The sequence below is a fragment of the Vibrio sp. TMPB1044 genome (assembly GCF_030442075.1).
Classification (GTDB): Bacteria; Pseudomonadota; Gammaproteobacteria; order Enterobacterales; family Vibrionaceae; genus Vibrio; species Vibrio satsumensis.
This window is the reverse complement of record NZ_JAUJED010000078.1, coordinates 154,101-167,128: the sequence shown is the minus strand read 5'-3', so window position 1 is coordinate 167,128 and position 13,028 is coordinate 154,101. Positions and strand designations below refer to the sequence as shown.

Annotated in this window: 12 protein-coding genes; 3 read left to right on the top strand and 9 right to left on the bottom strand. The window is 44.7% G+C overall.

The genetic code is table 11. From position 1 onward, the window contains the following. Positions 1-152: 152 nt before the first annotated feature. From rpsI to zapE, 3 genes are all read right to left on the bottom strand, one after another. Positions 153-545, bottom strand: coding sequence for a 30S ribosomal protein S9 (gene rpsI, locus QQ041_RS23045; RefSeq protein WP_004740758.1), 393 nt, complete (start codon positions 543-545; stop codon positions 153-155). A gap of 13 nt (positions 546-558) precedes the next feature. Then, on the bottom strand, positions 559-987 hold the full coding sequence (gene rplM, locus QQ041_RS23040; protein ID WP_010434689.1) for a 50S ribosomal protein L13: 429 nt from the start codon (positions 985-987) through the stop codon (positions 559-561). Between the two features lie 247 nt (positions 988-1,234). Beyond that, a complete protein-coding gene (gene zapE, locus QQ041_RS23035) occupies positions 1,235-2,338 on the bottom strand; it encodes a cell division protein ZapE (protein ID WP_285955144.1) in 1,104 nt (367 codons plus the stop codon). Positions 2,339-2,558: 220 nt separating this feature from the next. Between zapE and zapG the strand changes: the two genes are divergently transcribed. From zapG to degS, 3 genes are all read left to right on the top strand, one after another. After that, positions 2,559-3,014 (top strand): Z-ring associated protein ZapG, encoded by a 456-nt coding sequence (gene zapG, locus QQ041_RS23030; RefSeq protein ID WP_017629363.1) that lies wholly within the window; start codon positions 2,559-2,561, stop codon positions 3,012-3,014. A gap of 127 nt (positions 3,015-3,141) precedes the next feature. Beyond that, the gene (locus tag QQ041_RS23025; protein WP_285955181.1) at positions 3,142-4,497 is read left to right on the top strand and encodes a DegQ family serine endoprotease; all 1,356 of its coding nucleotides are present in this window, start codon (positions 3,142-3,144) and stop codon (positions 4,495-4,497) included. A gap of 159 nt (positions 4,498-4,656) precedes the next feature. Further along, positions 4,657-5,721, top strand: coding sequence for an outer membrane-stress sensor serine endopeptidase DegS (gene degS, locus QQ041_RS23020; protein ID WP_060983027.1), 1,065 nt, complete (start codon positions 4,657-4,659; stop codon positions 5,719-5,721). Positions 5,722-5,823: 102 nt separating this feature from the next. On the opposite strand, the gene parC is transcribed toward degS, so the two are convergent. The 6 genes from parC to nudF form a co-directional block, all read right to left on the bottom strand. Continuing rightward, complete coding sequence (parC, locus tag QQ041_RS23015; protein WP_146490517.1) at positions 5,824-8,082, bottom strand: DNA topoisomerase IV subunit A; 2,259 nt, start codon at positions 8,080-8,082, stop codon at positions 5,824-5,826. Positions 8,083-8,085: 3 nt separating this feature from the next. Next, entirely contained in the window at positions 8,086-9,966 is a 1,881-nt protein-coding gene (parE, locus tag QQ041_RS23010) for a DNA topoisomerase IV subunit B (protein ID WP_017061428.1), read from the bottom strand. Positions 9,967-10,205: 239 nt separating this feature from the next. Next, positions 10,206-10,811, bottom strand: coding sequence for an esterase YqiA (gene yqiA / locus QQ041_RS23005; protein WP_146490516.1), 606 nt, complete (start codon positions 10,809-10,811; stop codon positions 10,206-10,208). Between the two features lie 31 nt (positions 10,812-10,842). Beyond that, positions 10,843-11,667 (bottom strand): 3',5'-cyclic-AMP phosphodiesterase, encoded by an 825-nt coding sequence (cpdA, locus tag QQ041_RS23000; protein WP_285955143.1) that lies wholly within the window; start codon positions 11,665-11,667, stop codon positions 10,843-10,845. A gap of 59 nt (positions 11,668-11,726) precedes the next feature. Continuing rightward, complete coding sequence (locus tag QQ041_RS22995; protein ID WP_008222561.1) at positions 11,727-12,167, bottom strand: DUF1249 family protein; 441 nt, start codon at positions 12,165-12,167, stop codon at positions 11,727-11,729. A gap of 4 nt (positions 12,168-12,171) precedes the next feature. Further along, positions 12,172-12,801 (bottom strand): ADP-ribose diphosphatase, encoded by a 630-nt coding sequence (nudF, locus tag QQ041_RS22990; RefSeq protein WP_146490514.1) that lies wholly within the window; start codon positions 12,799-12,801, stop codon positions 12,172-12,174. Positions 12,802-13,028: the final 227 nt, after the last annotated feature.

Below are 13,028 nucleotides of genomic sequence, written 5' to 3'. Positions count from 1 at the left end.
AAAAGCTTTCAAAATATAAGAATTTGGGAATAAAACGAGGGAGAGGAAGCGTTTAGAGTGGGTATAAAAACAAAAAGCCCGGCATATAGCCGAGCTTTGAACCACAATTCCAGTAGTAAAACTGGGAGCGTGTACTTTTTCGTAAAGAAAAATTAACGCTTAGAGAATTGAGGTTTACGACGTGCTTTACGTAGACCAACTTTCTTACGTTCAACGCAACGAGCGTCACGAGTAACGTAACCAGCTGCACGTAGAGCAGGACGTAGAGTTTCATCGTACTCCATAAGAGCGCGAGTGATACCGTGGCGGATTGCGCCAGCTTGACCAGAAATACCACCACCAGAAACAGTGATGTAAAGGTCAAGTTTCTCAGTTAGTTCAACTAGCTCAAGAGGTTGCTTAACAACCATACGAGAAGTTGGACGACCGAAGTAAACATCAAGGCTACGCTTGTTGATTACGATCTCACCAGAGCCTGGTTTGATGAAAACACGAGCTGCTGAGCTTTTGCGACGACCAGTGCCGTAGTATTGATTCTCTGCCATTTTCATAATCCCCTTAGATGTCTAGTACTTGTGGCTGTTGAGCAACATGGTTGTGCTCAGTACCAGCGTACACTTTAAGCTTACGGTACATCGCGCGGCCTAGAGGACCACGTGGAAGCATACCTTTAACTGCTAGTTCTAGAACCATTTCTGGTTTCTTAGCAATTAGCTTTTCAAAAGTGATAGTTTTAAGACCACCTGGGAACTCAGAGTGACGGTAGTAAACCTTACCCTTAGCTTTGTTACCAGTTACAGCAACTTTCTCAGCGTTAACAACGATGATGTAATCACCAGTGTCTACGTGAGGAGTGTATTCTGCTTTGTGCTTGCCGCGTAGGCGAGAAGCGATTTCACTTGCTAGACGGCCAAGAGTTTTGCCTTCAGCGTCTACAACATACCAGTCGCGTTTTACAGTTTCTGGTTTAGCAACGAAAGTTTTCATGCTAATAATTACCTATTTAAAAAATTTACACTTAAGGAATACTCGCGTATTCCCACTGTCTAAGAGTTACCATTCATCACCCCTTCGAGTGTTGGAAAACTCTTGGCATAACGTGATTTTACTCATCGCTAGAGGCCCGCAGTAACGGTAGGTCGCAGGATTATAGAGAAGAGCGAAGAAAAAATCACCTCTTTTTGAACAAAATCACGATTTTTTTAATTCTATTTCTTATTCGAGATAATCAGAGCTAACTTAAGTGTTCTTTTGCCAAATATTCATGGCTCTGCATTTCGATTAAACGCGACTGACAACGTTTAAATTCAAACTCTAGCTGCCCATGGGTATACAATTTTTCTAGCTCAACTTCCGCTGAAATAATCAATTTCACATTACGCTCGTAGAACTCATCCACCAACGCGATAAAACGTCTCGCTGCGTCATCTGAAGTCGCGCCCATTTGCAATACATCAGCCAACAGAACGGTATGGTAAACACGTGAGAGCTCAATGTAGTCATTTTGGCTACGAGCCGACTGACAAAGCTGAGCAAAAGTACCATGCAGCACACCATCACTCGCTTCGACTACATCTAATTTACGGTGGTTAACCTCAATCTGCTTCAGCTTCTCTTTATCTTCACCGACTAATTGTGCGTAATATTTTTCTAGGTTGATATTCGCTTGGCTATCCAATGGGTAATGATAAATTTCAGCCTGCTCTAGGGTACGTAGGCGATAATCAATGCCGCTATCGACATTAAGAATATGGCAGTTGTCTTGAATCAGCTTAATCGCAGGTAAGAAACGCGCGCGTTGCAAACCATTGCGATACAGATCTGCCGGCGGAATGTTTGACGTTGCCACCAAGATAACGTTACGAGCGAATAACTCTTGGAACAAAGTTCCTAGGATCATGGCATCCGTGATATCAGAAACAAAGAATTCGTCGAAACAGATAATATCCGCCTCTTCTTTCAATTTATCTGCGACCAAAGGCAATGGATCACTGACGTTACCAAGTGCCTTCAACTCGTCATGCACTCTATACATAAAGCGGTGAAAGTGAACACGCATTTTTTTAGTGGTCGGTAAGGCATCGTAGAACGTATCCATTAGATAAGTTTTACCGCGCCCGACGCCCCCCCAGAAATAGAGACCTTTTGGTGGCTGTGGCAGTTTTGGCTTTTTGCCCAATAATTTCTGGAATCGAGTCAGTTGAGGAATGGGCGTATTCATGTAATCTTGGAATTGATGAAAGAGTTCATCTAAAGACTTAACTGCTTGCTCTTGTGCTGGATCTCTTTGAAATCCATGTTCTTTTATATCTTGTTCGTATTTTTTAATGGGATTCATGACAACATTTCCACAATGAAAGCGATATTCAGACAGCAAATAAAAACGGGCCCAGACAGTCCGATAGATTAAGTAATGCGGTGAATAATGCAGCACTAAACTGCTAACTAGCGCACACGCATTTCTCTTTATACTGCGGCTTTCTCATAGTACCATGGAGCCGTAGCACGTGTAACTAAGCAGTAACAAACATGTTAAAAAACAATAATAAGGAGCTGTTATGCCTTGGATGTATGCCGTTGCCGGTTTACTAGTCGGAGTTATTTTAGGGGTCGCTATTTCTCGTCTCATGACACCTGAATACAAAAAACAAAAGAACGTACAGAAAGAATTGGATAGCGCAAAGTTTGCCCTGGAACAGCAGCGACAAGAGCTGGCTGACCACTTTGCGAAATCAGCAGAAATGTTGGACACCTTAGGTAAGGACTACACAAAACTGTACCAACACATGGAAAAAACAAGCTCAGAGCTGATTCCTAACCTGCCAGAGCAAGACAACCCGTTTGTGAAAACAGCCGCCGCTCATTCGGACAAATCACAAGATAAGCCGTCAATTAAAGAAGCGACACTTGAGGAGCAACCGAAAGATTACGCGAATGGCGCAACCGGTTTATTTACAGAACAGAAGAAAGAGATCATTGATGCTCCTGATGTAGTGACAGCAAAAGCATCATAAACATTTAACACTTCTGTGAACTTTACAAAGGTTTTTGAGTCATAACTTTCACTCAGGTCATTTGAAACTTCTCATACTTATTACACGTAGTGAGAGGGGTAAGACCTTAACTAGAGAGGAGTTTATGATGAAAAAACCTTTGCTTGCTTTATCAGTACTGACTTTAAGCTTAAGTTCAATCATCACCCCCATTCAAGCAACGGCCGCACTGCCATTAAGTGTGGGTAATGAGCAATTGCCAAGCCTCGCGCCTATGCTTGAACAAGTGACCCCCGCTGTGGTTAGTATTGCCGTAGAAGGCAAACAGGTACAACGTCAGCAAATCCCTGAACAATTTCAATTCTTTTTTGGCCCCGAACAAACACGAGAGCGCCCATTCCGCGGATTAGGCTCTGGTGTAATCATTGATGCCAAGAAAGGCCATATCGTGACTAACTACCATGTGATTAATGGTGCCGACGATATCAAAGTAAAACTTCATGATGGTCGAGAATACGATGCCGAACTTATCGGTGGCGACCAGATGTCTGATATCGCACTGCTTAAACTCGAAAAAGCCAAGAACCTTACCCAGATAAAAGTCGCAGACTCAGACAAGTTAAGAGTCGGTGATTTTAGTGTCGCAATCGGTAACCCATTTGGGCTCGGTCAAACCGTGACATCAGGCATTGTTTCTGCGCTTGGTCGCAGCGGCCTGAATCTAGAGAACTTTGAGAACTTCATTCAAACCGATGCCGCCATCAACAGCGGTAACTCTGGTGGCGCACTAGTGAACCTCAACGGTGAACTGATTGGTATCAACACTGCCATTCTTGGCCCTAACGGAGGTAATGTCGGTATCGGCTTTGCAATCCCATCTAATATGATGAAAAACCTGATAGAACAAATTCTCGATTTCGGTGAAGTAAAACGCGGCATGCTTGGCGTTCAAGGCGGAGAAATTACCTCAGAATTAGCAGAAGCACTCGGTTATGAATCCAGTAAGGGTGCCTTTGTTAGCCAAATAGTTCCTGACAGTGCAGCAGATAAAGCAGGGCTGAAAGCCGGTGATATTATTGTCTCTATTAATGGCAAACGCATTGATACCTTCAGCGAGTTAAGAGCTAAGGTCGCCACACTCGGTGCAGGTAAAGAAATCGAGTTAGGTGTGGTTCGCGACGGAAAGAATAAAACTTTTGACGTAACGCTTGGTGAATCCAGCAATAGCAAGACACAAGCTGAAAAACTCCATGAAGGGCTTGCTGGAGCTGAGCTTACCAACACAACAGACAGCGACTCAGCAACAGGCGTGAAGGTGTCAAGTGTTGCTCAAGGCTCACCAGCAGAGGCTTACCAACTTCTCAAAGACGACATCATTATTGGCGTCAATCGCCAAACCATTAAAAACCTTGCTGAATTTAGAAAGATTCTTGAGAAACAACCGGGCGTATTGGCGCTAAATATCCAACGTGGCGACAGGACTATCTACCTCGTTATTCGATAGTCGTACGTCAGCGTAATAACAGAGAGGCTCGGTAAGTTTGCTTTAAACTTACTCAGTCTCCCTTTTCTTTAGATCAATCAAAATGCTATGCTTCACAAGTAACTCAAACAGGTCACCCGTGTGCGGAGGCTCAATACCTTACTTGTCGAAGAGGGAAACATGCTGTCCTTTCTATTTCGTTCTATTTCCCTTGGACTCGTTTCAGCGGCGCTTATTCTTCTCGCATTCCCGAGCTTAAGACCAGCGATTGTTGCTGACGTCACTAGCCCTAAAGTTGATAATATTGGCTCTCTTCAGATTTCATTTAACCAAGCAGTTCGCCGCGCGGCACCCGCTGTGGTTAACATTTATAGCCGCAAATACGCTGAAAGTGATCGCAACAAACTGCTCACTCAAGGTTTGGGCTCTGGGGTGATTGTTAGCGAGAAAGGCTACATCATTACCAACTTCCATGTTGTGGCTCAAGCAGACCAAATAGTTGTGGCGCTTCAAGATGGCCGAGTAGCAGCTGCGCAACTTGTCGGTTCAGACAAGCGCACCGATATCGCGATACTTAGAGTCAGCGGTGACAACCTACCGGTGATCCCACTCAACCCTAATTACAAAGCCAATGTCGGTGATGTAGTACTGGCTATCGGTAACCCATATAACCTAGGTCAAACAACAACCTTTGGTATCATCTCTGCAACCGGCCGCTCTTCGATCAGTGCCGATGGTCATCAAGCCTTTATTCAGACCGACGCGGCAATCAATGAAGGTAATTCAGGTGGCGCGTTGGTTAACTCGCAAGGTGAGCTAGTCGGTATCAATACCGCTTCTTTCCAACAAGCTACCGACATGGAAACCTATGGGATCTCATTTGCTATCCCCTATCCACTTGCGAATAAAATCATGGAGAAGATCATCGCCGATGGCCGTGTAATTCGTGGTTATATCGGTATCGATGGGCAAGACATCAACTCTGTCACCTCACGCATGTTGGGTACTAAGAATATAGGTGGGATTGTTGTGTTAGGTATCGATCCAAATGGCCCTGCAGCGGATGCCGGTTTTGAAGCTCAAGACATTATTGTCAGCATCAACAATAACCAGGTAAATGGTCGTCAGAGTGTGATGGATACTGTTACTGATTTGCGTCCAGGTACCGTGATTGATGTAGGCATCTTACGCCAAGGTGAAAACAAAACCCTCAAAGTAACGATTGCTGAAGATACTCGCCTGTAGAGTAAACTCTGTAAGCAGTGATTCAAGCTGCTAATACACAAATACAAAAAACCCAGCTCACAAGCTGGGTTTTCTTTTATCTAAAGATTGTATCAGGTATCTCTACGATTCACTTGGCTCTTCGATATCGATGCGAGTCACTCGCTGTAAACCTCTTGGTAGTAGGCCACCACGGCGACCACGTTCACCACGGAAGTTTTCAAGATCTGCTGGTTTCAAGCCAAGTTTACGTTTACCTGCGTAGATAGTCAGCGTCGCATTCTCTGGGATAGCCATCAAGTGCGAGACAAACTCTTCACGCTCTTTTGCTTTCGCAGAAGGGATATTGATGATCTTGTTGCCTTTACCCTTGCTCAACTGAGGTAGGTCTTTAATAGGGAACAACAACATACGGCCTTGGTTAGTAATCGCCAGAATCTGGTTACTGTCCAAGTCAGCAATAGGGCTTGGCATCATCACCTCAGAAGCTTGTGGCAAGTTAACCAACGCTTTACCGCTCTTGTTCTTAGACAGCAGATCGCTACCCTTACAAACAAAGCCATAACCAGCATCAGAACCGACTAACCATAATTGCTCATTCTCTCCCATCACCACTTGGCGAATAGAAGTACCAGGGCTGACATTCAAGCGGCCTGTAATTGGCTCACCTTGGCTACGTGCCGACGGTAATGAATGAGATTCAAGGGAGTAGCTTCGGCCATCACTGCCGAGGAACACCGCTTGCTGGTTACTCTTACCCTTAGCACTCGCTAAGAATTTATCACCTGATTTGTAGTTCAAGCCTTCAGCATCAACCTCATGCCCTTTAGCATGACGAATCCAACCTTTCTCAGACAACACAACCGTAATGGGTTCGCTTGGTACTAAGTCGCGCTCTGTTAGCGCTTTCGCTTCAGCACGCTCAATCAGAGGTGAACGACGATCATCACCGTATTTATCCGCATCTGCTTGGATTTCTTTCTTGATCAGCGTATTCAAGCGACGCTCTGAACCGAGTAGCTTTTCAAGCTTTTCACGTTCAGCTTCAAGCTCTTCTTGTTCCGCTCGGATTTTAAACTCTTCTAACTTAGCTAAGTTGCGAAGTTTAATATCAAGAATCGCATTGGCTTGAATTTCAGAAATGTTGAAACGGCTCATCAATACAGGACATGGTTCGTCTTCTGTACGAATGATCTCAATCACTTCATCGATATTAAGATAAGCAGCAAGCAAGCCTTCTAAGATGTGCAAACGTGCCAATACTTTATCTAAACGATACTGCAAACGACGACGAACTGTTGTGCGACGGAACTCAATCCACTCTTTCAGGATCTGAACTAAGCCTTTAACTTGAGGACGGTTATCTAAACCAATCATGTTCAAGTTAACGCGGAAGTTTTTCTCTAGATCCGTCGACGCGAACAGGTGACTCATCAATTGATCACAGTCGATACGATTTGAACGAGGAACGACAACGATACGCGTTGGGTTCTCATGATCAGATTCATCACGCAAGTCGTCAACCATTGGCAGCTTCTTAGCGCGCATCTGGTTCGCGATTTGCTCAAGTAACTTCGCACCTGACACTTGATGAGGTAAAGCCGTGATAACAATATCAGAGCCTTCCTTGTGCCAAACCGCGCGCATCTTGATGCTGCCACGTCCAGTACGGTAGATCTTTTCGATGTCCGATTTCGGAGAGATAATCTCAGCTTCTGTCGGATAATCTGGACCTTGAATGAAACTCATCACATCTGAAAGCTCAGACTTAGGCGTATCAATTAGGTGAATGGCTGCATTAGCGACTTCACGCACGTTGTGTGGTGGAATATCGGTCGCCATACCTACCGCGATACCAGTGATACCGTTAAGTAGGATATGAGGCAGACGAGCAGGCAACATTTGAGGCTCTTTCATCGTGCCATCAAAGTTTGGTTGCCAGTCAACAGTGCCTTGACCTAGTTCACCTAGAAGAACCTCAGCAAACTTAGATAATTTCGCTTCGGTATAACGCATCGCAGCGAACGATTTCGGGTCATCCGGAGCACCCCAGTTACCTTGACCATCGACCAATGGGTAACGGTAAGAGAAAGGCTGCGCCATCAATACCATCGCTTCGTAACAAGCAGAGTCACCGTGTGGGTGATACTTACCTAATACGTCACCAACGGTACGTGCTGATTTTTTGTATTTCGATGCAGCCGATAAGCCTAGCTCAGACATCGCGTAGATAATACGACGCTGTACTGGCTTCAAGCCATCACCGATATACGGCAATGCACGATCCATGATCACGTACATTGAGTAATTTAAGTAGGCATCTTCGGTGAACTTGCGCATTGGCAGCTGTTCAACGCCATCATATGTAATTTCGTTAGACATCCATTATACCTCGGCCATATCACCGTTAGTCTGTAGCCATGTACGGCGATCATCTGCACGTTTCTTACCAAGCAGCATGTCCATCATCTCGTTGGTCGCTTCGCTGTCATCAATCGTTAACTGCACAAGGCGACGAGTGTTTGGATCCATGGTGGTTTCACGCAACTGAAGTGGGTTCATTTCACCCAGACCTTTGAATCGTTGCACGTTGATCTTGGCTTTCTTCTGCGATAGTCGCTCAAGCACACCGTCTTTCTCTGCGTCATCAAGTGCGTAGAACACTTCTTTACCGCAATCGATACGATACAGAGGAGGCATTGCCACATAGATATGACCCGCTTCAACTAATGCATGGAAATGGCGAGTAAACAAAGCACATAGCAGTGTCGCGATATGAAGACCATCCGAGTCCGCATCGGCAAGAATACAGATTTTACCGTAACGCAGGCCTGATAAATCATCGTTGTCCGGGTCGATACCCAGAGCCACCGAGATGTCGTGCACTTCTTGCGAAGCCAATACTTGGTCTGCTGACACTTCCCATGTATTTAAAATCTTACCGCGAAGTGGCATCACCGCTTGGAACTCACGGTCACGTGCTTGTTTAGCGGAACCACCCGCCGAGTCCCCTTCCACGAAGAAGATTTCGGTACGGCTTAAGTCTTGAACTGAACAGTCCGTTAGCTTACCTGGCAAAGCTGGACCTGAAGCGATTTTCTTACGCACAACCTTTTTGCTTGCGCGCATACGGCGGTGGGCATTCGCAATACAAGCTTCTGCTAACTGCTCTGCCAGTTGTGGCTTTTCGTTCAACCACAAGCTAAATGCATCTTTAACCACACCAGAAACAAACGCAGCGGTTTGACGCGAAGACAAGCGCTCTTTTGTTTGACCAGCAAACTGCGGATCTTGCATCTTCACCGATAATACGTAAGAACAACGGTCAAAGATGTCATCACCCGTTAGCTTAACGCCGCGTGGTAACAAGTTACGGAATTCACAGAACTCACGCATTGCATCAAGCAGACCTTGGCGAAGACCGTTTACGTGTGTACCACCTTGTTTAGTCGGTACTAAGTTCACGTAACTCTCGGTAATCATATCACCGCCTTCTGGCTGCCAGATGATCGCCCAGTTCGCCATTTCTGTTTCAGCTACGAATTCGCCAACATACGGTTCTTCAGGCAGTAAGGTGTAACCTTTCACGCCTTCGGCAAGGTAGTCTTTTAGACCATCTTCATAGAACCATTTATGCTCTTCGCCACCGACTTTGTCGATAAAGGTAATTTCTAAACCTGGGCAAAGCACTGCTTTTGCACGTAGGTTGTTAATCAGACGCAGTGTCGAAAATTTAGGGCTATCGAAATACTTAGGATCAGGCCAAAAATGTACAGATGTACCACTGTTACGATGGCCACAAGTGCCCGTTACAGTCAGTTCTGTTACAGCATGACCACCTTCAAGTGCGATCTCATGAACCTGACCTTCTCGGCGTACGGTCACTTCAACACGTTTTGACAGTGCGTTTACAACCGAGATACCTACACCGTGCAGACCACCTGAGAACTTGTAGTTGTTGTTCGAGAATTTACCGCCAGAGTGGAGCTTAGTTAAAATCAGCTCAACACCTGAGATCCCTTTTTCAGGGTGAATATCGACAGGCATACCACGGCCGTCATCGGTAACTTCTAACGATTGGTCTGCATGAAGCACAACTTTGATCTTCTTAGCGTGTCCCGCTAGTGCTTCATCGACCGAGTTATCAATGACTTCTTGGGCAAGGTGGTTAGGTCTTTCTGTCTCGGTATACATTCCCGGGCGGTGTCGCACAGGATCGAGACCTTCAAGTACCTCGAGGTCTTTTGCATTATATTGTTCAGTCATAATACGGAGTTTACTCAAAAAGTTTGCGTCAGTTCGCTGGCTCCAGTTTCACTAAAGCAGAATCATTACTATGAACCGTCATAGTAGAGCGAACGAGCGAAGTATTGGGGAATATAGTCTGGAAGCTGAGTAATGATGTCAAGCTAGTTCAAAAACTAAGACATCAAACTATGATATTTCACCATTGATAGATGAAATAACAGGCAAACAAGAGAAAATCACTTAGTTGGTGGAACAGATTAGATATTTAGAAAGGTGATGATTTGTTGTGGGTAGCGTTCAAAATCAACAAAGCTATGATCCCCCCCCTCTTCTACTGTCTGTGTTGCACCTTGGTACTTCTCTACCGCTTGTCGGTAATCCAGAACTTCATCTTCCGTTTGCTGAAGTAACCAGAAATCACTCGGCTTAGTGATAACCGGAACCTCTAACGCCTTCAGTTCATCGATATGCTTTGTTTCCAGTACATATCGCTCATCAGTGTATGGGTTTACTTGTTCACCTAAATAGTCAGCAAGAAGCTCAAATGGCTTTACTGCTGGGTTTACAACCACAGCTTTAAAACCATAGTGACTATTCAGCCATGTTGAAAGATAGCCACCCAATGAGCTACCCACCAACGCTATCTGATATTGCTCTTTATATTGCTCCACCAACTGCTGTAAATGCAGAGCTGCTTGCTGAGGAAAGCTCGGCAGTTGAGGGGTAACGACTTTAATATCAGAGCGATACTTAGCACAATAATCTGCCATCACGTTCGCTTTATGAGAACGTGATGAACTGTTGAAACCGTGAATATAGAGGAGCAGTGATGGCTTAGTGGTTTGCAGTTCAGAACCAGACATTAATAGACTCCTACATCAATAATCAACAGCATTAATAACCAGCCGCTTCAAAATCAGGCAAGAACTGCCCATCAGGCAAACGACGAACTTTCGTGCTGACCGTTCCGTCTTGATGCAGTTCAATCTCTCTCCAGCCCGGAGACAAAGTGTCTACCGCGAAGTCATCTGAGTTAGGTTTGAATTGCACACAAGTCGACGGTGTTGCCATGACTTGTACACCATGATGATCTCGGTTCATATCTTGATGAACGTGGCCACACAGTACCGCTTTAACATTGGTGTGCTGTTGAACCACATCCCAAAATTGGTCTGCGTCTTTTAGGTTATGTTGATCCAACCATGCACTGCCAACCAATAACGGGTGGTGGTGCAATAGAACCAATGTATTACGTTCAGGGAATTCCGTCAGCTTTTGATCTAACAGATCAAGCTGTTGATCGCTGAGGCGACCATGAGGCACACCCACCACTTGCGAATCCAGCATCACCATCTGCCAGCTATCGCCTAGCAAGACATGCTCAACGCACTGTATTTGGGTTGATGGTAAAACACTGCCCATATTAGGCTTAAAGTCATGGTTTCCTGGCAGCCAATAACATGGCTTTTCCAAAGGCTGAATCCCTGACTCAAATTTCTGGTACGACTCTGCACTGTGATCTTGAGAGATATCACCGGTTGCTAAAATCGCTTGATAGTCAAAGCCCTGGCTAACAATGCCACCGACTACAGCACGAAAGCTATCTTGAGTGTTGATGCTTAATAAACTGCCATTGCTCGGCGCAAATAAATGCGTGTCCGTTAGCTGCACAAGCTTAATAGTGCTCTCATCAAATTTTGAAGTGTGTGATAATTCCAAAATAACAAATCCAGATACGTTACTGTTTAGACTTTAAAAGTGTTGTTCAATAAGCTCAATTAAAAGGCAATTGGAGTTCGGCTGATACCCGTTTTTAAACAAAACGTTAACCATTCCCCAAGAAATTTATTCAATTGAAATTTCTCGTCCTTTTGCAGAAGCTTAGTGTTGGGATAGTCATATTTAGCTTTGACTCGTGAAAAATCCCCGCTAGCGCACACTTCTGCAACTCGAGCATCGTGATATAGCCTGACAGACATTTTTGGCAAAGGAAACACTGGCATCGCGTCACTCTGACATATGTCTATTAAAGTGGTGTATTTTGTGACCTCATTCACTGTCAATTGATACACCATATTAACGGCTTGGTAACAGCGAACGTCACCAACCTCATGCCCAACCGGTAACAAAGCGTTAAGCTTGGCATAGTTAGTCTCGTAAACTCGCATCAACTCAGCAAGATCAACATGATACGGTTTTTTGACCGCTATATTTGGCATGACGTTAATCTATCCACTCTGACTGTAATTCTTGGTAGTTCAATTGTAGCCACTGTAGCGCAATGATTGTGGCGCCATTTTCAAACACACCATCTGTTACCAACTGATAAGCGGCCTCGCGAGTCATCACTTGTACCCTAATGTCTTCACCTTCGTAATCCAATCCATGCACCCCTTTAGCTGTCGTTGCATCAACACAGCCAACAAAGACGTCGAGCTTTTCCGAGCAACCGCCAGATGAAGGGTAATACGAAGTAATAGGTAATACAGATCCGACTTCGACTCCAGCTTCTTCCATCGCTTCACGACGGGCAACATCTTGTGGTGACTCGTCAGTATCGATAATCCCGGCAACAATCTCATATTGCCATGGGTTTTCATGCTCTAGAGCACCGACACGGATCTGTTCGACGATCACAACTTCATCACGAACAGGATCATAAGGTAGCAAAGCGGCAGCATGACCACGCTCAAACATTTCACGTTCTATTGGTTGGCTCCACCCCCCCTCAAACAATCTATGTTTAAATGTGTACTTAACCATTTTAAAAAAACCACGAAACAGCGTCTCTTTTGAGACTATTTCCACATCTTGCGGAGTAAACTCATGTCGTTGATTGTCAGACTGTTGCATTTGGTACCTCACTAAGTGATCTTTATAGTTTACTCATTGTCCGAGTTAACTACCAAGGATAAGGTTCAACTTTTTATACAAAACTTATAATTAAAGTTAAGTTTTAAAAAATAAATATTGCACGAGTGGACAGTTAATTGTAAAAAAGTGCAAAGTTTCGAGTAAATTACCACCAAACTGGGTTAAACTCTTTTAAAGAAAAATTCTATTAAAGGCAGGAATAGGAA

What these genes read in the sequence shown, in the direction of transcription:
- rpsI (WP_004740758.1), bottom strand. Translation starts at nt 545, where the DNA reads ATGGCAGAGAATCAATACTACGGCACTGGTCGTCGCAAAAGCTCAGCA.
- QQ041_RS22995 (WP_008222561.1), bottom strand. Translation starts at nt 12,167, where the DNA reads ATGCCAAATATAGCGGTCAAAAAACCGTATCATGTTGATCTTGCTGAG.
- QQ041_RS23025 (WP_285955181.1), top strand. Translation starts at nt 3,142, where the DNA reads ATGAAAAAACCTTTGCTTGCTTTATCAGTACTGACTTTAAGCTTAAGT.
- degS (WP_060983027.1), top strand. Translation starts at nt 4,657, where the DNA reads ATGCTGTCCTTTCTATTTCGTTCTATTTCCCTTGGACTCGTTTCAGCG.
- parE (WP_017061428.1), bottom strand. Translation starts at nt 9,966, where the DNA reads ATGACTGAACAATATAATGCAAAAGACCTCGAGGTACTTGAAGGTCTC.
- parC (WP_146490517.1), bottom strand. Translation starts at nt 8,082, where the DNA reads ATGTCTAACGAAATTACATATGATGGCGTTGAACAGCTGCCAATGCGC.
- rplM (WP_010434689.1), bottom strand. Translation starts at nt 987, where the DNA reads ATGAAAACTTTCGTTGCTAAACCAGAAACTGTAAAACGCGACTGGTAT.
- zapE (WP_285955144.1), bottom strand. Translation starts at nt 2,338, where the DNA reads ATGAATCCCATTAAAAAATACGAACAAGATATAAAAGAACATGGATTT.
- nudF (WP_146490514.1), bottom strand. Translation starts at nt 12,801, where the DNA reads ATGCAACAGTCTGACAATCAACGACATGAGTTTACTCCGCAAGATGTG.
- zapG (WP_017629363.1), top strand. Translation starts at nt 2,559, where the DNA reads ATGCCTTGGATGTATGCCGTTGCCGGTTTACTAGTCGGAGTTATTTTA.
- yqiA (WP_146490516.1), bottom strand. Translation starts at nt 10,811, where the DNA reads ATGTCTGGTTCTGAACTGCAAACCACTAAGCCATCACTGCTCCTCTAT.